The 20,860-nt window shown below is 55.8% G+C and carries 20 protein-coding genes; 10 read left to right on the top strand and 10 right to left on the bottom strand.

Annotated features, from left to right (window positions below; all coding sequences use genetic code 11):
* Window positions 1-675: 675 nt before the first annotated feature.
* From JWZ98_RS12610 to JWZ98_RS12580, 7 genes are all read left to right on the top strand, one after another.
* Window positions 676-1,107, top strand: a complete 432-nt coding sequence (locus tag JWZ98_RS12610) for a DUF6152 family protein (RefSeq protein WP_171695547.1) — start codon at window positions 676-678, stop codon at window positions 1,105-1,107.
* Between the two features lie 47 nt (window positions 1,108-1,154).
* The gene (locus tag JWZ98_RS12605; protein ID WP_033156363.1) at window positions 1,155-1,952 is read left to right on the top strand and encodes a hypothetical protein; all 798 of its coding nucleotides are present in this window, start codon (window positions 1,155-1,157) and stop codon (window positions 1,950-1,952) included.
* 24 nt (window positions 1,953-1,976) lie between these two features.
* The gene (locus JWZ98_RS12600) at window positions 1,977-3,017 is read left to right on the top strand and encodes a hypothetical protein (protein WP_051669902.1); all 1,041 of its coding nucleotides are present in this window, start codon (window positions 1,977-1,979) and stop codon (window positions 3,015-3,017) included.
* Window positions 3,018-3,024: 7 nt separating this feature from the next.
* Window positions 3,025-3,522: a DUF6644 family protein gene (locus tag JWZ98_RS12595; protein ID WP_101052251.1), complete on the top strand. Its 498-nt coding sequence runs from the start codon at window positions 3,025-3,027 to the stop codon at window positions 3,520-3,522.
* A gap of 4 nt (window positions 3,523-3,526) precedes the next feature.
* Window positions 3,527-4,003 carry a DUF6644 family protein gene (locus JWZ98_RS12590; protein ID WP_101052252.1) on the top strand — a complete coding sequence of 159 codons (477 nt, stop codon included), beginning with the start codon at window positions 3,527-3,529 and terminating at the stop codon, window positions 4,001-4,003.
* Between the two features lie 77 nt (window positions 4,004-4,080).
* Entirely contained in the window at window positions 4,081-4,656 is a 576-nt protein-coding gene (locus JWZ98_RS12585) for a cytochrome c (RefSeq protein WP_051669900.1), read from the top strand.
* A 69-nt stretch (window positions 4,657-4,725) separates the two neighbouring features.
* Complete coding sequence (locus tag JWZ98_RS12580) at window positions 4,726-5,526, top strand: phytanoyl-CoA dioxygenase family protein (protein WP_033156360.1); 801 nt, start codon at window positions 4,726-4,728, stop codon at window positions 5,524-5,526.
* A gap of 69 nt (window positions 5,527-5,595) precedes the next feature.
* Here the strand turns inward: JWZ98_RS12580 and JWZ98_RS12575 are convergent, their stop codons facing one another.
* From JWZ98_RS12575 to smbP, 6 genes are all read right to left on the bottom strand, one after another.
* On the bottom strand, window positions 5,596-6,069 hold the full coding sequence (locus JWZ98_RS12575) for a 2TM domain-containing protein (protein ID WP_033156359.1): 474 nt from the start codon (window positions 6,067-6,069) through the stop codon (window positions 5,596-5,598).
* Between the two features lie 196 nt (window positions 6,070-6,265).
* Window positions 6,266-7,486: a hypothetical protein gene (locus tag JWZ98_RS12570; RefSeq protein WP_033156358.1), complete on the bottom strand. Its 1,221-nt coding sequence runs from the start codon at window positions 7,484-7,486 to the stop codon at window positions 6,266-6,268.
* 79 nt (window positions 7,487-7,565) lie between these two features.
* The gene (locus tag JWZ98_RS12565; RefSeq protein ID WP_033156357.1) at window positions 7,566-8,183 is read right to left on the bottom strand and encodes a redoxin domain-containing protein; all 618 of its coding nucleotides are present in this window, start codon (window positions 8,181-8,183) and stop codon (window positions 7,566-7,568) included.
* A 20-nt stretch (window positions 8,184-8,203) separates the two neighbouring features.
* Window positions 8,204-10,315, bottom strand: coding sequence for a thioredoxin family protein (locus tag JWZ98_RS12560; protein ID WP_240347972.1), 2,112 nt, complete (start codon window positions 10,313-10,315; stop codon window positions 8,204-8,206).
* A 122-nt stretch (window positions 10,316-10,437) separates the two neighbouring features.
* The gene (gene fae / locus JWZ98_RS12555; RefSeq protein WP_033156355.1) at window positions 10,438-10,953 is read right to left on the bottom strand and encodes a formaldehyde-activating enzyme; all 516 of its coding nucleotides are present in this window, start codon (window positions 10,951-10,953) and stop codon (window positions 10,438-10,440) included.
* 136 nt (window positions 10,954-11,089) lie between these two features.
* Window positions 11,090-11,425, bottom strand: a complete 336-nt coding sequence (smbP, locus tag JWZ98_RS12550; protein WP_033156354.1) for a small metal-binding protein SmbP — start codon at window positions 11,423-11,425, stop codon at window positions 11,090-11,092.
* Between the two features lie 488 nt (window positions 11,426-11,913).
* On the opposite strand from smbP, the gene JWZ98_RS12545 reads away from it, so the two are divergent.
* From JWZ98_RS12545 to JWZ98_RS12535, 3 genes are read left to right on the top strand one after another with little or no spacing between them, the layout of a single operon-like run.
* On the top strand, window positions 11,914-12,387 hold the full coding sequence (locus JWZ98_RS12545) for a (2Fe-2S)-binding protein (RefSeq protein ID WP_033156353.1): 474 nt from the start codon (window positions 11,914-11,916) through the stop codon (window positions 12,385-12,387).
* Window positions 12,384-14,636, top strand: coding sequence for a molybdopterin cofactor-binding domain-containing protein (locus tag JWZ98_RS12540; RefSeq protein WP_033156352.1), 2,253 nt, complete (start codon window positions 12,384-12,386; stop codon window positions 14,634-14,636). Before JWZ98_RS12545 ends, JWZ98_RS12540 begins: the two co-directional genes overlap by 4 nt.
* A gap of 43 nt (window positions 14,637-14,679) precedes the next feature.
* Complete coding sequence (locus JWZ98_RS12535) at window positions 14,680-15,810, top strand: XdhC/CoxI family protein (RefSeq protein ID WP_205450305.1); 1,131 nt, start codon at window positions 14,680-14,682, stop codon at window positions 15,808-15,810.
* Window positions 15,811-15,867: 57 nt separating this feature from the next.
* On the opposite strand, the gene JWZ98_RS12530 is transcribed toward JWZ98_RS12535, so the two are convergent.
* The 4 genes from JWZ98_RS12530 to JWZ98_RS12515 are packed head-to-tail and all read right to left on the bottom strand — an operon-like array spanning window position 15,868 to window position 20,859.
* Complete coding sequence (locus JWZ98_RS12530; RefSeq protein WP_033156350.1) at window positions 15,868-17,130, bottom strand: condensation domain-containing protein; 1,263 nt, start codon at window positions 17,128-17,130, stop codon at window positions 15,868-15,870.
* Window positions 17,127-18,005 carry an isochorismatase family protein gene (locus JWZ98_RS12525; RefSeq protein WP_033156349.1) on the bottom strand — a complete coding sequence of 293 codons (879 nt, stop codon included), beginning with the start codon at window positions 18,003-18,005 and terminating at the stop codon, window positions 17,127-17,129. The genes JWZ98_RS12530 and JWZ98_RS12525 overlap by 4 nt, the downstream gene beginning before the upstream one ends.
* Entirely contained in the window at window positions 18,002-19,639 is a 1,638-nt protein-coding gene (locus JWZ98_RS12520) for an AMP-binding protein (protein ID WP_101053345.1), read from the bottom strand. Before JWZ98_RS12520 ends, JWZ98_RS12525 begins: the two co-directional genes overlap by 4 nt.
* Entirely contained in the window at window positions 19,636-20,859 is a 1,224-nt protein-coding gene (locus tag JWZ98_RS12515; RefSeq protein WP_205450304.1) for an isochorismate synthase, read from the bottom strand. Before JWZ98_RS12515 ends, JWZ98_RS12520 begins: the two co-directional genes overlap by 4 nt.
* Between the last annotated feature and the right edge of the window lies 1 nt (window position 20,860).

The raw sequence follows: 20,860 nt of genomic DNA, 5'->3' as shown, positions 1-20,860 counted from the left end.
CTACATGCGCGCCGATTCGGAAATATCCTTGCCAGTCAAACCATCCGGATTGCCGGGATAATCCTTTCGCACGCCAATCCGGTAGTTTGCCGTCGAATTCATGCGGGCCGACGTTGGCAGCACCGACCAGTCAAATCAAGTGGTTGATCAAGCCGGGATCAGGCCGGTTACCAAGTGTCCGGGCGGCACGCAAAATCCCTCTATGGTTACCGCCAATTGGTGCGTCGGCACATCCTAATCCCGTGTAGGTGCCGACGAGGCGTGCAGCGGTGCGCACGGGCGCTTGCGGCGTACCGCCGAGCACTTTGTGGATGCCCCTATAGCCCGGCGGGGCGCAGCCAAAGCTTTCGGCGGTGCCGCTGGATAGTATTTCGGCGCGCATGCGCGGCTTGGGCATACCGCCGGAATTGCTCGAAGGATGTTGTACCGCTGCTGCGTTAACAGCACAGCAGTTGTCTTCACCGTTAAATTGTCCTCCTGCCTTTGATCGTCACATCGTCGTCATTCGTAAAGTAATTAGCTATAAAACAACGGCTTAGCTAAATAATAACTCCTAGATATCGTGTTGTATGGACTATGGGCCTGGTTTTTGCTGAATGCGGGCAATGACGTGGAAAGTTGAGCAAACCATTTTCCGCGATTGATTTTTTAGCGATTTAGCGGAGGACATAACGAATGAACACGAAAGGCAAACTGGTAAGCGTGATAGTTGTTGGCGGCCTACTTTCCCTGACCGCGCCGCCAGCCCATGCCCACCACGCCTTTTCCGCCGAGTTCGACGCCGAACAACCCATCGAGTTAAAAGGCGTGGTCACCAAACTGGAATTGGTCAACCCGCATAGCTGGCTGTATCTGGACGTGAAGCAAACCGACGGCAGCGCCAAGAATTGGGGATTCGAATTCGGCGCGCCGTTCAGCCTTAAACAAAAGGGCATAACCAAAGCCAGCCTGCCGGTCGGCAGCGAAGTCACCATCCAGGGTTATCGCGCGAAGAATGGCAAGGATTTTGGCTACGCGGTGACCACCGTGTTGTCTGATGGCCGTAGCGTTAAAACTGGCGGCGCTCAGGATGCTCCGGGGGCGCAAGCCAACGGCCAGGCGCAATAAACCGAATCGGATTTGTTTGAATATAAATATTACGGAATATACCCTCAATGCGTTCACCCAATAACGGTCCGTCATCGCTACAGATTGCGCTGATGCTGGCCAGCGGCTTGATTTTGCTGTTCCTGGCTACCGGCGACGCCGGTGCGGCCGGCCCTAAAATCCCCCGGCTTGCCAACGGCAAACCCGATTTTTCCGGCATCTGGCAAACTACCAGCGCCGCCGATTACGACCTGGAACCGCACAGCAACCGCAAGGACGCCCCGCCCGGCGCCGGCATCGTCGAAGGCCATTACCTGCCTTATTTACCCGCCGCACTGGAGCAAAAGAAGAAAAACTTCGCGGCGCGCGACACCCTGGACCCGGCGCTTAAAGGCTACACCTTGGGTGTACCGCGCGGCATTTATTACCCGGAGCCGTTTCAAATCTTCCAACGCAAACAAGACCTGACCTTGGTACACCAGTTCGGTCATTCGGTACGGACCATACATACCGACGAAACCGATCATCCGAAAGACCCTTACGATTGGTGGCTGGGCGACTCCCGCGCGCATTGGGAGGGCGATACGCTGGTGGTCGACGTCAAGCATTTCAACGACAAAACCTGGTTCGACCGGGCCGGCAATTATCACAGCGACGCGCTACATGTCGTCGAAAAATGGGCGTTTATCGACCCCAACACCGTCGAATATAAAGCCACCGTGGAAGACCCCAAGGTATTTAGCAAGCCCTGGAATCTATCGGTGATTTTGCACCGGCACCGGGAGAAGGATTTTCAGTTGATCGAGGACTACCGCTTTACGCTGGACTACGACGACGCTTATCCGCCCAAGCCGAATAAACCTTAAAGCCGGATACCAGACGAGGACGTTATGACACAAATTAACCCAGGTCGCTCGGCGCTATTTTCCGGGCTGGCCATCAGTATGATGCTTACCGCCGCGCCCAGCCTATACGCTGCGGACGACACAAAGAAACCGGACGCACCGGCTGCGAAATCGGCTCAGCCGGCCACCAAACCGCTGAAACTGGGCGGCCCCGGCATAGAACAGGAAAGAAGCTTTCCCAAGATCGTTTCCGGAAAATGGACCGGTCCGAAAACCGCCGACGGCCAACCGGACGTGCAAGGCCACTGGTCCAATACCATCGCCAACCATAACAACTTTACCGATCCGCAAGGCGGCATCCTAAACGACCCCAATCCCAACCGAGTAGCCAAAGGTCCACGCGAGGAACGCGCACCCAGCCGGGTCAGCGACCCCGCCGACGGCCAGGTGCCGTTTCAGCCTTGGGCGCTGGAGAAGGTCAAGGATTTTCAGGCGCATTTCCACGACCCGGTCAAACCGGAATACATCGAACCCTTGGCGCGTTGCGCACCAGGCGGCATTCCCAAATCCTTGTTTTGGCACGGTTACGAAATCAGCCAGTATCCGGGTTATGTGTTGTTTCAATTCAACTCGGGCACCCGCATCATTCACCTGGACGGCAAACCGCATTTGCCGGACAACATTAAACTGTGGAACGGCGACTCGCGCGGCCATTGGGAAGGCAACACGCTGGTGGTGGACGTCACCAATCAAAACGGCAAAGCCTTATTCGGCCGCTCCGGCGAGTTTATTAGCGAAAACGGCCATATCCAGGAGCGCTACATCTTTAGCAACGACGGCGACCGTTACACCTACGAAGCTGTGCTAACAGACCCGACCGTCTATACCCGGCCGTTTACCGTGACGGTGCCAGCCCGGAAATGGACCGCCAAAGATCAGCCTAACGGCTGGCACTTCGAGGTTGAGCCAGCCAATTACACCGGCAAGGTGGCCCTAAAAGAGCCTATCCTGGATCAATACGAACGTGTCTGCGCCGAGAACAATGGCGGCTTCGGACTGGTCGCCGCTGAAGAACCGAAAAAATAGGCTCATCATGTCATTAGTCGAATTTGCCCAACTGCTTAACGACTCCGAGTTCGGTACCGCGCTGCGCGAGTCGGTGTATATGTTTCCCTTGATCGAAGGCTTGCATTTGATCGGCCTGGCTTTGGCATTGGGATTACTGTTTTTTGTCGACCTGCGCCTGCTCGGCCTGTTTCTACCGCAGTTGCCGGTTGGGCAAGTTTTGCATCCGCTTCGGCCCTGGTTGTTGGGCGGATTTTTAATTATCTTCGCGACCGGGATTTTGCTGTTCGTGGCGACGGCGGCAAAAATCATCACGCTGCCGGTATTTTTTTACAAACTGGGTTTCATCGCCTTGGCCGGCATCAATGCCTTGTGGTTTGAGTTGAAATGGGGCCGCGAGGTCGGGCACTGGGGCAACGAGTCTACCTTACCAGCAGCGGTGCGTTTTGCCGGCTTCACGTCGCTGACTTTGTGGAGCCTGGTGGTCATCGCCGGGCGTTTGATCCCTTACTTGAGTTACCAATAACCTTATGTCTGTCCTCGAACTCTTCAAAGCTTTGCAATCCAGCGGGTTTGGCCGCTTCGTCGGCAGCCTGGATCATCTGTTCTGCGCCTTGTTGGAACTGGGCCATATCGCCGGCATGATTTTGTTGCTGGCGTCGGTGATATTAACCAGCCTGAATTTGCTGGGTTTGGGCCTAAGCAGCGTACCGTTGGCGCAAATCCAGCGCAGCACCGGCAAGTTGTTCTGGACCGGTTTGACGCTATTGGTGGTATCCGGCTTGCTGATCTTCATTCCGGCCGCCACCAGCTACTATCCCAACGATTTCTTTTGGGCCAAATTCATTCTGCTGGGCCTTGCCTTGCTGGTGTATTTCACGCTCTACCGGTGGGTTGCTAGGTCAGACTCACACCATACTTGGCTGGCAAAAGCCACCGGCGGCCTGGCATTGAGCCTGTGGCTGGGCGTGGCGTTCGCCGGGCGTTTTATCGGCTTTTTTGCTTAACGCCGACTCATCCATTTTCAGTTTAAGGACGCCCCGGCATAGAGCCGACGTCTTCTTTATTCGCAACGGGATTGCCCATGTTCAAACGATTTAATTCACGTTTAAAAATACTTGCCGGCAGCGTGGCATCTGCCAGTCTATTGATGGCCTGCAACCCTGCTACTACCGAACCTGCTGCGCCGCCCATTCCCTTCAAACCGGTCGCGACGTTGCAAGAGATCATGACCTCGATTATCGATCCGAATATCGATTTTATCTGGAACTCGGTATCCTCGGTCAGCACGGCCACCGGTACCGAAGAACGCCAGCCGCAAACCGACGAAGATTGGCGACTGCTAAGGCAACACGCCCTGGCCGTGACTGAAGCGGCGAATCTGTTGTTCATTGAAGACCGGCCCATCGCGGCTGCTAATGCCGTCACTTCTAGCGGCGGTGCGGAACTGACGCCGGCTGCGATCAAAACCTTGATCACCGAGCATCGTCTGGAATTTGTAAAACGCGCGCAAAACCTGCAAAACGCCGCACAAGGTTTACTGGTGGCGATAGACGCCAAAAACGTCGAGGAACTGGAAAAAGCCGGCGGCGAAGTCGAACAAGCCTGCGAGCAGTGTCATAGCCAATTTTGGTATCCGGGCGATGCCAGACCAAAATAGTAGGGGCGTTGGCACGTAGCCGGCCTAAGCTGCATACTGTAGGCCTTTTGACCTGGGCTATTGCCGCGCATGACCCACAATTTACCCGATCTCGATACCTACCAAACTCAAGGCTATCTAATCGCCAGGCAGTTATTTTGCCTGGAAGCCATGGCGGAATTACAGTCCATGGTCGAACGGATACACTGGCAATGGGCGGCGGAAATTGGCGATTTAATCCGCGCCAATCGCCTGTTGAACATGCACAGCCTGACCGATAGCCGGTATTTCAAGGAACAGGCCGCGGAACGTCTGGCTTTATTTGCTTGGATCACCCAGCCAGCGGTTACTGGTTGGCTGACGGATTTATTCGGCGACGAGCTGTATTTTCATAATAGCCAATTGTTTTTCAATCCGTTGGACCGCGAGCAATTGCCTTATTGGCACCGGGACCTGCAATACAGCACTATCACTGACGACGCACAGCAAAGCGCGCAAGGCAAATTGTTGGCACTGCATCTGCGGGTGCCGCTGTTACCCGAGTGCGGCATGGCCTTAATACCCGGCAGCCATCGCCGCTGGGACAACCCTCTGGAACGGGAGGTGCGCTTTGAATTGAATGGTCATCAAAAACACGAAGATTTGCCAGGCAGCGTGCTGATCGATTTGCAGCCGGGCGATGCGTTATTGTTCGATGCGCAAATGCTGCATCGGGGCCATTACCAAAGCAATTCGGCGCGGCTGGCCTTTGATATTTGTGTCGGCATCTACCACCCGTTTACGGCAGCGTTTCTAAACAAAGCCGTATTGCCTGTTCAGGCCGAGATGGCGCAATTGGCTAATAACGACTGGTATCGACGGGCTTGGCAAATCGCGGAAAGGCTTGGTTGAAATAGATTTGGAGATACTTCTACAGGAGTTACGGAGGCGCCGGATTCGACGCCTCCGAGTCTTGGCATATTACAGCGACCGCCACAAACGCTTCTCGACCTGCTTTTTCTCCCACTCCGCACCAAAGAACGGCAGGATGTCGAATACCGACGAGGCATGAATCAACAGCCCCACACCCCAGCCCAACGCCGGCCAGATCACCCAGAGATGGCGCGGGGTTTGCACCAGATTCAAGATCGCCAAAGCGCCGATGACGACCAGATATTGCAGCAAATGCGTATAAAACCGCCGCAGTTTGCGCACGTGTTCCAGCGCGAGGATTTCTTCTTTACTAATGCCCTGACTTAAAGTGCCGTTCATGTCCGACTCCGAATTTAACTGTGAAAAATCGATCTCAAAGACCGCCGCCAGTGACTTCAGGGATTCCACGCTTGCCGTTTGTCCGCGCTCGATGCGTTGAATGGTGCGGACGCTGATGCCGCTCAAATCGGCCAGTTGTTGTTGCGACCAGCCGTGTTGCAATCTCAGTTTTTGTATAAGCATTTGGAACTCCTTTTTAATCACTGGCCTTCAGTCTAGCGCTTGATTGGCTTGCTCCGTGACGACATTCCCCCGTCATCGGCACGACAGTTGCCCGTCACTTTCGTCGAAAGCGCCCCGACAAGAGAAAACATGGGCCTAGAATCGTTTAATCCGGTTCAAAATCAGGGTGTCGGCGAGATTTCTAAATACATGCGCTTCATCCATGACTGGCGGCAAGACTCAAAGCAGCTTCGATAAAACACCAGAACGGCTTTTGTGCCATGAAACCGTGATTCGGCAGCACAAATCTGTCGGTCTGCACCACCCATAATGGGTCGGCCATCCACGCCTCCTTTACCGGACGCAATTGCAAGCCGTCCGCCACTCGCAACACCGCAGCGCTAGCGATATTGCGGTCTGATCCAGTCGGCTTCGATGCTATGGCAGAATCGAGATGACAGGTTTGAGTTTTCAGTGCGGGATCTATCGCTTCCAAACGATGGGTGATAAAACCGCGATAATGCCCAACGGCGGTGGCGGCCAAATCCCATTGCGAAGCGCCCGGTATGTCCACCTGCTCAATCGGGTCCAATACCGACTCGAACCAGGCCGGCACGGCCCGGCTATAGGTAAACATGTTCTTGGTGATGGTATCGGCTTCCGAACTGGCAACCACTACCAGCGGGTTGGCATGCGCAAGGCGATTCGTTGCCGCGACTCGACGAACCGCGGTGCGCAGATCGGCAAAGCGTCTGGCTTCGATAGCCGGATTAACCAACAACACCAGATCGCCGAAGCGGGCTTGGTCGCCGCGTTCCTGTTGCAGGCGTTGCAACCAGACCGGTTGCAAGGCGTTTAACATCACGGACGCGCCCAGACTGTGGCCTATTGTGAGCAAGCGGTTATCCGGATTGGCGTCGTGTTTGACGACAGCTTCGACATTTAACAAGAAATCTAGAAATTGCTTTTGTCCTAGGCGTTCGCTTACCGACCGCCGCTCCCAAAAGGTCAAAGCCCGCAGCCAGGGCGTTTCCACCGTTTCGCCGCGCCACCCCAAGTAGATGCCGACTACCCGGTAATGTGGGTTACGCAGTTTGATGTCGCGCAAACTTTCCTTGAAACGGCGGACGTTGTTATCGCTGTCCTTGGCATTGTGGTGCCAGCCGTGGGTATAAAGCACCACATATTGCGGCTGTTGACTGGCTTGTAAGTTATTCAGCAATGCGTCGGCTTGGCGTTGATCGTAGAAACGGCCGTCGTCGTCGAATTCCACGAAACCCAAGGTGTAACCATCTTGCGGGTTGACGACTAAATTGGCGGCGCTGCAATCCGCACCGGCATTGGCTAGACAAGGTTTTACACTGATATTGGTACGGAAATATTCTTGGGGAGCGCAAGCTGATAACAGCATCAGCATGGCGAACAGCAATCTGCTCATAAGGCGGTGACTAGGACAGCGACACAAGGTTTTGCGTCACTGTCCCACTCATGAAAGCTAATTTCAGCTACTGCAGGCATTAACCGGCATATTTGACGGTACAGCCGTAAGGTTTGGTCACGGCTTTGCTGATGGGTTTACCGGCCGCCAGTTCTTTTAGTGCTGAAGAAATATAATTTTCAGCCGTCGCGATGTCGGCCTGGTCTGCCGAGGCAATGCTGTCTATGCCGCCTTTGTAAAGCAGAACGCCATTGGGATCGATGATGAACAAATGCGGGGTATTGGTGGCACCGTACAATTTACCCACGGCACCGTCCGCATCGAACAGGGTGTTGGCGGGTGTGGCGTTACGCTCTTGATTGAGTTTTTTTGCGGTTGCCGCGTCGACAAAGCCTTGTTTGCCGGGCGCGGAAGAAATGACTTGCAACCAAACAATGTTTTGGTTTTTGGCCTGTTTTTGTAAATTGGGAATATTGCCGGATTGGTAATGTTTTTGCACAAACGGACAGTCGGCATTGGTCCATTCCAGAATCACGGTTTTGCCGCGCAGCGCCGCCAAACTCAAAGCGCCGCCTTCTGCTGCCGCCGCCGAAAACGCCGGTGCCGGCTGGCCTACCACCGGCTCTGCTTTGGCAAGGGCCGGCATTAATAGCATTAAACTAACGGTCATCAATCCGAACAAACGCTGAGAAATCATAAATACTCCATTGCTGATGGTTAAAGACGGGCGCTTTGAATGGCGCCGATAACGAGATCAGGGGTCAGGATTTGCGGTAATACCATCGCCTCCTGCGCTCCCGGTCCGAAATACAAATACAAGGGCACGCCGCTGCGACCAAATTGGCTCAATACCTTGGCGATACCCGCATCACGGTTGGTCCAGTCGCCTTTCAGGTAAGTCACCTCGGCTTTGAGAAACGCGCCGCGAACCGATTCGCTACTCAAGGCAACACGTTCATTAACCAAACAGGTGATACACCAGTCGGCGGTGAAATTAACGAACACCGGTTTGCCTTCGCTGCGCAATTGGGCTAGTTTTTCAGCGCTGTAGGCTTGCCAGTGTTGATTGTTGCTGTCCGTTGCATAGCTTGCTTGCGACGAGGTTTGGATGCCTAGTTCGCCCGCCAGCAAGGCCAGCAGTAAAGTTACGCCGGCGCTGGTGTGGATGACGCGGCGCTTTATTTGGGTGGCGTTTCGGCTAATTTGCAATAACCAGACAGCGAGGGCAACCAACACACAGCCGCCCAAGGTACCGGCAACTGCTTCCGGGCCGGCCTGACGGGCAAGCACCCAAATCAGCCAAGCGGCGGTGGCGTACATTGGAAAAGCTAGCCCTTGTTTCAGGGTTTCCATCCATGCCCCGGGTTTGGGTAGCCAGCGCTGAAGTATCGGCCACTGACAAAGCAGCCAGTAAGGCAGGGCTAATCCGATGCCTAAACTCAGGAATACGGCGATCATTGTTGCCGGTGCTTGGGTGATGGCAAAGCCAATGGCTGCGCCCATGAAGGGGGCGGTGCAGGGGGTGGCCACGACTGCGGCCAACACGCCGGTGAAAAAACTGCCGGCATAACCATCCAGAGTGGCCAGCTTATGGCCCAAGCCGGTGATGCCGGTGCCGATATTGAAGACTCCGGATAAGCTTAAGCCCACCGCAAATATCAAGTAGGCCAGTATCGTGACGAACCACGGCGACTGAAACTGGAAACCCCAGCCAATGCCGGCGCCACCGGCCTTCAGCGCGACCAACACAGCGGCCAATGCGGTGAAACTAATCAATATCCCGGCCAGATAAGCCCAACCGTGTCTGCGAGTTTTACCGGGATCGTGAGCGGCTTGTTCTATTAATGCCAAGGCTTTTAACGACAATACCGGAAATACACAAGGCATTAGATTCAATATCAAACCACCGGCCAAGGCCAGTAACAGGGCGGTTGGCAAGGTTTGCTCGGCCAAGGCGCTGGCCGGCTCAGCCTGGACGGGATTTGCCGTGCCAGGCCACGCCGCGCTGATCTGATAAGCGCGCAAACTGTCGCCGCTAGCGACCGTCAGCACGCCGGTCAGTGTTTGTCCGGGGGATAATAGCTGGTCGCCGGATGGCAAGCGGATGTCCAGGCCATCGTCGGCTAAGCTTGTTATTTGCTCGCCAGCATGGGAAATCGGTCCCCATTGGTCGGGGTAGAAGGCCAGCGCGTGCTGGTCTGGCGCAGGTAGTTGCTCGCCAGTCAGGTGTAACCGGAGCGTGCCGGCCGGACCTTCAAGCAAGCTGGCTTGCCAGGGTAATACACCAGGTAATGAATTTTGGGCAGCTGCGATCAAAGGATGGGTTGGGCCGACCGCTACGCCCTTGGCGACCACCGGCAACTGTATTGCTAATTCCACCTCTTGGGGAATGCAGGCTTCCTCGCAAACCAACCATTTCGCCTTTGCTGAGATGGGCCATTCTGTACCAGGTTCCGCGTTCTCGGCTACCCGCAGCGGCGAGAGTAGGGTGACCGCGTCGTGATAGCCGTAATTGACGACCGGCCCCAGTACGATTTTGCTGGGCGTAGGCCATTGGATCTCGCCCACCGACCAGCCGGCTGGTAGTTGGTATTGAATTTTGGTTGGTAGGCCTGAGTCGCCAGGATTTTTCCAGTAAGTGTGCCAATGCGGAATAATCTGCTGGTGCACGCCAATCAAGATCTCATCACCAGGATGCACGGCAGTATGCGAAGCAATCAGGCTGGCGCTTACCTGATCCGTGGCAGCTTCCGGACTGGGGTTGGCTTGGGTGCATGGCATCCCTAAAACCAGAATGATGCCGAGGATGACGCGATAGACAATTAGCACACTTGCACCCTAGCTTGGTTGAATTACAGGCATGTTAACGTTCGCTGGCGACTTGACTATGCATAACCGAAGCCTGGGTATTGCTAACCCCAGAAAGCCGCTGATCGCCGTCATTACCCGCCTTATACCTTATTGGCTGCGAAAGGATGTTTGGCATCCTGCTTCGCGGCAATCACTTCCTGAGCACTTGGAAAACCGGCGACAGCACGGGCAATCGCTTCCTTGGTGGCTTTGTAGTTGTATTCTTCGATTTTGGCGTCGTCTTCAGCCAGCCAGTGAATGAATACGCCCACGGAAATAAACAAATCGTCGGCTTCGTCGGCGGGAATAATGCCTTCTTCCACCGATTCCGCCACCGCAATGGCTACCGCGCGTTGTGCCGGTCCAAAAATTTGCACGGCTTGTTTCGAGCCTTTGATCGTGACTTTGTTGAACAAGATCGTGGCGGGTTTCACCAGCAAGTTGGGCGCTACCACCGCCAATAAAGTGGAAAAGCCGTCTTTGTTATTGGTTAATGCATTCGCGAAAGCGGTTTCCGCCGCTGAGCCGCGTGGGCCGATAATTAAATCGATATGAGCGATTTCATTGCCTTCGCCGACCAAGGATTCTCCAACCCGCAAATTGGTAATTTTTGCCATTTTAAGTAGTCCCTTTTTTGAAAAAAATGTAAGTAATATTTTTGAAATAATGAATATTTATAATCGGCTACTTCGGTATTTATCCGCAATAGCCGATTAGTTGCGTTTTGTCTGTTATATATTGCGTTACGGTAGTTTAAACATTACCTGCCTTGAAGTGGCCTACGGCTTCTTCGGCATGTTTGGTGGCTACTTCGGCATGGTTTTGTTTGCCGTGCGCAATGGTTTCTTCCAGTGATTTTTTACCTGCGCTGATGTGTGCTTTGGCTTCTCCGGTGGCGGCGCTTTCCGCTTTATCGACGTGAGCCAGGGCTTTTTCCGCATGCTCCACCAATTGATCCGCATGGCCGGCTTTGCCGTGGGTTACGGCATGCTCGGCATGTTTTAAGGATTCGGCAGCATGTTCCTCGGCAAATACGCCGCTGCTGGCAATTAATAAGGCGCTGGTAATCAATGCTACGGTCGTTTTCATAATATCCCCCTGGGAAATGGTTAGTTAATTTACTATTTAAAACCGAGTAATACCTCAATAGTTTATTTATGATTTGTAGGTCTGAATAAACTTAAGAATATAGCGGTTTTAACAATACGAGATAATCCAATATCTGCTGTATCGCCAAATTACTTACTCAATTTATATGCCAGTTTTCAACTTGTTGTTTGCAAAGAAAAAATGCTGATTTATAGGTAGTTTAGGTGTTTGCCTGTCAGCAAAAGTTGCTGACTTGGTGTTGATATATCAGCTATTTCCTGGCTCCTGAGAGGGTAAGTCTGATTGTGATAAGTGACTTGTGTTCTTTTAAAGACTCGAATTTGCTAATAAATGGCTTGGGATTCAACTGTTTACATGGTCTTTGTGTGTAAGGTGTATGCCAATCCTATATAGGTGCGAATTTTGCTTATCTGTGGGTTGCTACGAATGCGCGCCAGATAATTACAACCATCCAATCATCAATTTTTATGAGCAAATACACAGTCAACGTCAACGGGACACAACACACCGTGGATGTTAATCCCGACACGCCCTTGTTGTGGGTGCTGCGCGACCATCTCAATCTAGTCGGTACCAAATTTGGTTGCGGGATAGGCCAGTGTGGTGCCTGTACCGTGCATATCGACGGCCAGCCGACTCGGGCTTGTCTGACGCCGATTTCAAAAATCGGCCAAAGCCGGGTCACCACGATAGAAGGCCTACATCCGACTGGTGAACACCCCTTGCAAAAAGTCTGGCAAGAGCTGGATGTGCCGCAATGCGGGTATTGTCAGGCCGGGCAGATCATGACCGCCGCCGCGCTGCTGAAAAAAAATCCCCGTCCGACCGACGCCGAGATCGATGTCGAACTTGCCGGCAATCTCTGTCGTTGCGGGACTTATTTAAGGATACGTGCCGGCATTCACCGTGCCGCTGAACTCGGTGTCAAGGAGTCGATATGAACGAATACGAATTGGAAAATGCCAGCCGCCGCGATTTTTTGCGCAAGTCCACGCTGGCCGGCGGCGGCTTGGTGTTGGGTTTTTATCTGAATGTGGCCGATAGCGCCGCCAAGCGGGTTGCCAAGCCGGCCACCATTGCGGAAAGCAGCGTGTTTAAACCCAATGCCTTTATTCACATTGCCCCGACCGGCAAGGTGACCTTGATCAGCAAGCAGCCGGAAATAGGCCAGGGCATCAAGACCTCCTTGCCGATGATCATTGCCGAAGAACTTGAGGTTAATTGGCTGGATGTGCAAATCGTGCAGGGCGATTTAGATCCAATTTACGGTAGCCAAAGCGCCGGCGGTTCCCGCTCCACGCCGACCAATTATCAGGAGTTTCATAAACTCGGCGCAACGGCGCGGACGATGCTGATCTTGGCGGCTGCCGAAATCCTGCGGGTGCCCGACACAGAATTGTTCGCCAAAGATAGCGCCGTACATCATCCGGCGAGCGGTAGGCAGCTTATTTATGGGCAGTTGGTGGAAAAGGCGGTGTCGATTCCGGTGCCTGCGCCGGAATCGGTGAAGTTGAAAGACCCTAAAGACTATAAATTACTGGGTACCCGAATCGGCGGCGTGGATAATCCGGCCGTTGTCTCCGGTAAGCCTTTATTCGGCATAGATGTGCAATTGCCCGGTATGTTGTATGCGACCTATCAAAAATGTCCGGCTTTTGGCGGCAAGGTGGTCAGCGCCAACCTGGATAAAATCAAAACACTCCCCGGCGTAAAACATGCCTTTGTCGTTGAGGGCGGAAACAGCTTAAAAGGCTTGTTACCGGGTGTGGCGATTGTCGCCGACTCCACCTGGGCGGCGTTCACCGCCCGTAAGCAACTAGAAGTAGTGTGGGACGAAGGCCCGGCGGCCGCGCAAAGTTGGGCCGGCTTTAGCGCCAAGGCCAAGGAATTATCCGAGCAGGCCGGCAGCGAGGTGTTGCGTAACGACGGCAATGCCAAGCAAGCATTGGAAGACGCGGACAAAACCGTGGAAGCGGCCTACAGCTATCCGTTTATCTCCCACGCCAGCATCGAGCCGCAAAATTGTACGGCCTGGTTCAAGGACGGTGGCATCGAGATTTGGGCGCCGACGCAAAACCCGGAAGCCGGGCAGAAGATCGTCACCGAAACCTTGGGGATTCCGAAAGAGAAAATTACGCTACATATCACCCGTAGCGGCGGCGGTTTTGGCCGGCGTTTGATTCCAGATTACATCATCGAATCGGCGGCGATTGCCAAGCAAGTCGGCGTACCGGTCAAACTGACCTGGACTCGCGAAGACGATCTGCAACACGACCAATTCCGCGCCGGTGGCTTTCACTTTTTAAAAGGCGGCCTGGACGATAAAGGCAAGCTGATTGCCTGGCATAACCATTTCGTCACCTTTGCGCATAAAGTGGTGAAGGACGGCAAGGAAACCCTGGAACTGGGCAGCGGCGCCAACCTGTCCGGCGACGAATTTCCGGGACGCTGGGTGGAAAACTGTCTGCTGGAACAAACGCCGTTGGAATGCAATATCCCGATGGGGCCATGGCGGGCGCCCCGCAGTAATGTGTTCGCTTGGGTGTTTCATAGTTTTATCGACGAACTGGCGCATGCCGCCGGCCGCGATCCCTTGCAGTTTCGCTTGGAAATCCTGGGCGATAAGGGCTTTATTCCCGGCACCGGCCAGCAAGGCATCCCGTACGATGTGAATCGGATGAAGCATGTATTGCAGCACGTCGCGGAAAAATCCGAGTGGGGCAAGAAAACTTTCCCGCGCGGCCAAGGGCAGGGCATAGCCTTTCATTTCAGCCATCTGGGTTACATCGCCCAGGTTGCGGAAGTTACGGTCTCCAAAGACGGCAAGCTTAAAGTGGATAGAGTCGTGGTGGCTACCGACATCGGCGCGCAGATCGTCAATCTCAGTGGTGCGGAAAACCAGGTGCAGGGCTCGGTCATTGATGGTCTGGGAGCCTTGATGTTTCAGGAGTTGAATATCGAAAAAGGCCGGATCGTACAAAGCAATTTCGGCGAATATCCGATGATCCGTATTGCCGATACGCCGATGCGGGTGGATGTGCATTTTCTGAAAACCGACTATCCGGTCACCGGTCTGGGTGAACCAGCACTGCCGCCATTGGCGCCGGCAGTGTGCAATGCGATCTTCGCCGCTACCGGTGTGCGGGTCCGGCAATTGCCGTTATTGCGTACCGATTTGAGCTGGAGTTGATATGGCTAGTACAATCGCCGGCACACCTGCAAGCGAGTAAATCATGGCCAATAACATCAATCATCTGCTCGAAGCCTACCGGCAATTGCAACACGACGGCGCCGACAGCGTGCTGGCGACCATCATCGAAACCTTTGGCTCGACTTACCAAAAGGCCGGGGCGCGGATGTTGATTACCCAAACCGGGGAGTTGGTCGGTTTGCTGGGCGGCGGTTGTTTCGAACGGGATTTGGTGGAGCAGGCCGGATCGGTGTTCGAAACCGGCCATGCCAAAACCTTGTTTTACGATATGCGTTCCGGGGAAGACGCGATTTGGGGTTTGGGCCTGGGTTGTAACGGCGCGGTTAGGGTGTTGCTGCAATTATTAAAAGCCGAGCAGGGTTTCAGTCCATTGAGTCAGTTGCTGGAAGCCGCCGAAGCTCAAGCGCATGGGGTATTGGTTACGGTGTTCGAGTCCGAGCATGCGGATTTCCCGGCAGGGCGCAGCCAGTTTTTGCCTGCGGCCATCGTCGGCGAGCAGCCAATTTTACCTAGCGCGCCGTTTCCCTTTGCCACGGCGGCGCTGCAAACGGCCTTGCAGCAAAAACCGCGTATCGAAACCCATCTACTTGACGGCCAGGACATCAAAGTCTTTTACGACCCGGTGCAACCGCCTTGGCAGTTGCTGATATTCGGTGCCGGTGCCGACGCGATACCGCTGGTGAATTGCGCCAAATCCCTGGGGTGGCGCGTGACCTTAGTCGATCACCGGCCCGCGCATATCAAACCAGAGCGTTTTCCTTTAGCCGATCAATTATTGCATCTGATACCGGATCAGGTCGCGTCCCAACTGGATTTAAATCGCTTCAATGCCATTATGCTGATGACCCATAACGTCGAATACGACCAACGCTACTTGCAAGCCATCGTCCAGTGTCGGGCGGCGTTTATCGGTCTGCTGGGTCCGGCGCATCGCAAACAACGATTACTGCAAAGCCTGGGCGACGATGCCGCGCTGATGGCCGAACGGGTATTCGGTCCGGTCGGTTTGGACATCGGCGCGCAAACGCCGGAAGAAATTGCGTTGTCTATCGTGGCGGGCATCCATGCGCAGCTCAACGGCCGCAGCGGCTTGCAATTAGGCTATGACGTAGTCGCTATCAAGCATGAATGCAGCCATAGCCAAGCCCAGTAAATTCGGTGAGGCCGGAGTATAAGGCTAAATTTGGGTTATGCGAGCGGGGCCTGACGACTAAGACGACTCCAACGCTTGCGCCAGATAATCGGTTATGCCGAGCCAATGTTTGCGCAACGTTGGCTCGTCGTAATTTTCCTCGCGCCCATCCAGATCAAGGACAATAGCATCGCCTCGGGCCATGAACACCGCAGCCAGATCTTCCACCGGCCCCGCCGCCAAGGTATGAGTGAGGGCTCGGCAGGGTCCGAAACGCGACGGTGGCTCGAACGGCATGACATTGATTTCGGTGCCCAGTAGGCCGCGCGGATAACCGGCATCTTCCAGATCGAATTCCAAATGCTCGAAACGGTAACGTTGATGTGGTCTATGTCGGGCTAAATCCCGGCGCAGGCGGCGAGCCGCATTGGCTAGATCCAGTTCTTCGACCTGCCGGAGCGGCAAGGGCATGACGTTCATGGCGCTGCACGGAGTGCGGGCAACCGCCCCCGACGCGCGAAGCATCGTAGTCAGGCCGAGTACCGTGTCGCGACCGTAACCGTATCGGGCCAAATAGCCGGCAAAACCGGCAATCAATAACTCCGGCCAACTCAAATCCAGCTCCAGCGCACGGCGCTTAAGGCTTAGACACACTGCGTCCGGCAAGGCCCCTCCGATTCGGCGGCCGCGGCCGATTCCGGGCGTGGGATGGGGTGACAGGGACTTGGGTTGCAACCCGGCTAGTTCGGCGAGCCAATATCGGCGGTCGTCCTCACGATCAAACGAATTCTGATAGGCCTGATCGGCTTCCAAAATGGCGTCCAGGGTGCCAAAAGCAGCCGCTGCCAAAGGCTTGCCGGATAGCAGCGCCTCGTAGTAAACGGCAACTCGCCGTGCAATGAGCTGGAAGCCGTAGCCGTCCAGCAGTAGGTGGTGCGCGCGATGTAGCCAGACGTGGCGCTCAGCCCCCCGGCGATAGAGCTTATGCTCATAAAGATAGCCGGCGGCGGGATTGAAGGCTTGTTGTAGTTGCACGAACAGTTCGGCCATGAATGCCGTCTGGCTAAGCTGTTCGGCGGGCGCTACCGCCAAAGTCGGCGGGCTATGCTCGACGCGCTGCTGCCGATAAGTCCCGTCCATCTCGACGATGCGGACCTGCAGCGCGTCAGCTTCGCGCAACGTGGCCTGCAGGGCTTGTGTAAACAATTCGTAATCGAGTGGGCCGTCTAGTTCGGTGTATTCGGCGGCATAAAAGACGCTGGCTTCGCCGGCGAGTTGTTGGCCAAGCAGGACACCTGTCTGTGCTTGGGTTAAGGGCAGACCGGGTTGATCGCGTATCATCGTCTGTCTGCCTTCGCGGCGGCAGAGTCTTGCCACAAAGCGTGCCAGGCTCTCAGTGTCGGCAACGGCGCCAACTCTGCGAACTCGGCAGCGAATCCGCGTTGGCGCCAACGCTGCATCAATGTCATCAGCGCCAGCGAATCCAAGCCCATCAGCAATAGATCGTCGTCATCGCCCAATAGAGCCGGGTTGATTGCCATCGCTTCCGCAATTTCGCGACGTAATGCGTCCAGGCTGGGACTAAGCGATTCCAAAGCGACCATTGCATCGCGGCTGCTGAGAACGCATGCGCAACGCCCGGCGGCATAGCGCAAGGCTTGTTCGTGCTCTTCGCGTGAAAAATCGGCCAGCGCATCGCCAACCAAAAAGGCTTGGATATCCAGCATGAAGGCTTCCGCAGCCGTCATCAGACAGCCAATATGGGCATAGACGCCGCAAATCACCAGCTGATCGCGCCCCAGCGCGCGCAGGTGCGTCTCCAGGTCGCTGCGCTTGAAAGCGCTGTAGCGCGCTTTCGGGAACACCGTGTCTTCCGGGTTGGGTGCAACAGCATCGACAATACGTTCCAGCGCCGGATCGTTCGCTAAGCCGGGCCCCCAAAAATCGTTGAGCAGCCCGCGCTCGGTCGGCGCCTGTCCGCCGCGTTGCGCCGTGTACATAACCGGCATGCCGGCAGAGCGGCAGGCGGCGATCAGGTCGGTGCAATTGCGCAGCAGCGCCGGGATCGGCGGCTGGGATGGTTCGAAAAAATTCAGAAAATACTGTTGCATGTCGTGCACGAGTAATACGGCACGGCTTGGGTCCAAGCGCCAGTTCGCTTTTCCGGTGGGTAGTTGTTCTGGAAGGTCGTATGGCGGGATGCGGGGTATGCTCATGTCGGTGTTCGTGTCAGGTTAAGCGCCAGCGCCCGCAGCTGCGGTTTCGCAATTTTGCCTGGCGCGGTAAGCGGTAAGCGGTCAATGAATTCGATTCGGTCGGGAATTTTATGTGCGGCCAGTCCGCAGTGATCGCGTAAGTGCAATTTCAGCCCTAGAGCGATTCGCGCCGGCGCTTCCTCCGAGTCCGGCTCGGCCAATTCGACGAAGGCGTAACTGCGTTCGCCCAGGCGTGCGTCCGGTATAGCCACCAGCGCCGCGTTGCGTACGCGCGGATGGCTGAGCAAATGCTGCTCCACTTCTGCGGCGGCAATCTTTTCGCCCGCACGGTTGATTTGATCTTTGCTCCGGCCCATCACCTGTAAACTGCCATCGGCGCGGCGCCTGACCAAATCGCCGGTACGATAAAAACCGTCCACGGTAAATGCCTTGCGGTTATGCTCGTCGGCGCGCCAATAGCCTCGAATGGTATAGGGACCGCGGGTCAGCAGATGGCCGGTCTCGCCGTCGGCCAGCACTCGGTCCTCGTCGTCGACTATGCGGATCTCGTCGCCGGGCGACATAGGCCGGCCCTGGGTTTCCAGAATGACATCGGGATCGTCGTCCAGCCGAGTGTAAGTGACCAAACCCTCGGCCATGCCAAATACCTGCTGCAGTGCGCAACCGAACACCGGTTTAATGCGGGCGGCGACTTCCGCTGCCAGACTGGCGCCGCCCACCTGGACCAGGCGCAGACTGCCAAGCGGAGGACGCAGACTTGTAGCGCGCTCCAGCCACGCCAAAAGCAGCGACGGCACCAATGCTACATGGCTGACCGCTTCGGCGGCGATCAGCATAAAAGCTGCGTCCGGCTCTGGTCGAGTCAACAACACGATGCGGCCACCGGAATATAAGGTGCCCAGCGTGCCGGGCGAACTTAACGGAAAGTTGTGTGCGACTGGCAAGGCCGCCAGATACACGGTAGCGGCGTCGAAACCGCAAATATCCACACTGGTCCTGACACTGTAAAGATAATCGTCGTGCGTGCGCGGAATCAGCTTGGGCGTTCCGGTACTGCCGCCGGAAAGTTGTAACAGCGCTACCGCTGCTGGGTCCTGGTCCGGCAGCGCCAACGGCTTCACATAAAGGCTTTGCAAAGGTACGAATTCCTCCGCCGCGCCGGCCACGATCACGTGGCGCAAACACGGTGCCAATGCCAGTGTTTCCCGCGCTAGCAAGCGGTAATCGTATCCGTCGTGGCGATCCGGTATCACGTAGGCGGCGGCTTCGGCCAGCTGGCAGAACGCGGCGATTTCGGCGCGACGATGCCCAGGCAGCGCCAGCACCGGGATCAGACCGAGGCGAAAACAGCCAAAACACACCGCAAAAAACTCGGCGATGTTGGGTAATTGCACCACTACACGTTCGCCGGTGCGCAAACCCAATTGCGCAAACCCGGTCGCCAACTGATCGGCCCGTTCGTCGAGCTCGCGGTACGACCAGCGCCGCGCGCCGCAGACCAATGCGATACGTTCACCGTAGCGCTGCGCCGATTCGCGTAACAAAGCGCCCAAGGTTTGGTTTTGCCACCAACCCTGTTCGCGATAGGACCTGACCAACTCGTCCGGCCACGGCGTGAAATCGGATGCCGTCATACGCCATCCCCCTGCAGTGCGTCCAGCAAGGTGCGAAATTTGGCCGAGGTTTCGGCCACTTCCCGCCAAGGTTCGGAATCCGCGACGATGCCGGCGCCGGCGAATAGCTTGGCGCGATTGGCTTCGATTTCCGCGCAACGTATCGTCACTGCCCATTCACCGTCGCCGTTGGCGTCGCACCAGCCCACCAGGCCGGTGAACAGGCCGCGATCAAAGTCTTCCAATTGCTCAATGGCTTGGCGAGCCAGATCGCGTGGTTCGCCGCATACGGCCGGTGTCGGGTGCAAGGCTATGGCCAAGTCAAAGGAGCTGGGGGCATAGTGGCTTAATTGTCCGCAGATCCGAGTGGAAAGATGCCAGACGCGGGGCGTCGCAATCAACTCCGGAACCGGCGGCACCTCTAGGGTGCGGCAATAGGGCCGCAAGGTGTCCGCTACGGCAGCCACCACTAGCGCGTGTTCGTGGCGGTCCTTGGCAGAGTGCAACAAGCGGCGGGATCGCGCCAGATCCTCGCCAGGGTCGATGCTGCGCGGTTCGGTACCGGCAATTGGATTGGCCAATACCTGTGTGCCTTTGCGCCGCAACAATAGTTCAGGACTGGCACCTATCAAGCGGCGGACACCTCCCGATACAGTGGGCAAATCGACGGCAAAGGTGTAACCGGCTGCATTGCGCGCCGCCAGATTGCGTAACACGCCGGCCTGATCGACATCGCTCTCGCCCACCACTTCCAGCATTCGGGACAGCACGACTTTTTTTAAGGCTGATTGCCGTATCAAGTCCAACGCTTGTTGCACCTGTTGGGCATAGACCGCCGGTGTTGGCCGCTCTTGAGTTACAGAACTGCGTATGGTCGCTTTCGTCCTGGCTATTGCGTGGCGCGTGAGGCGGCCCGCCGTTGCCATTTGCTGGGGAATAAACAATACCGGATCGGCTTCGGGAGCAAACGGCAGCGCGCCCACCGCAATAGCCGGCGTATCGTCTTTTTGCCTGACATCGGCGAACAAACGTTGCAGAGCGGCGGCTGTCGGCTCTCCGGGATGGCGGGTTAACCTAGCCCGGATGCCGCTACCAAGCAGGGTACGCTCGGGAGAGCCCAAGAAAAAACTGGAGCCGGCGCCATAGCGATGCAGCAGCTCAATTGCCGTGGGCTGTTGGTCGCCCATCCGCTCGGTCGTGGCGGCGTTTACGGAAAACAACTGACTTGTGTCGGTATACATA

Source organism: Methylomonas sp. EFPC1, from assembly GCF_016925515.1.
GTDB classification, from domain to species: domain Bacteria; phylum Pseudomonadota; class Gammaproteobacteria; order Methylococcales; family Methylomonadaceae; genus Methylomonas; species Methylomonas defluvii.
This window is presented reverse-complemented; position numbering and strand designations above follow the sequence as displayed.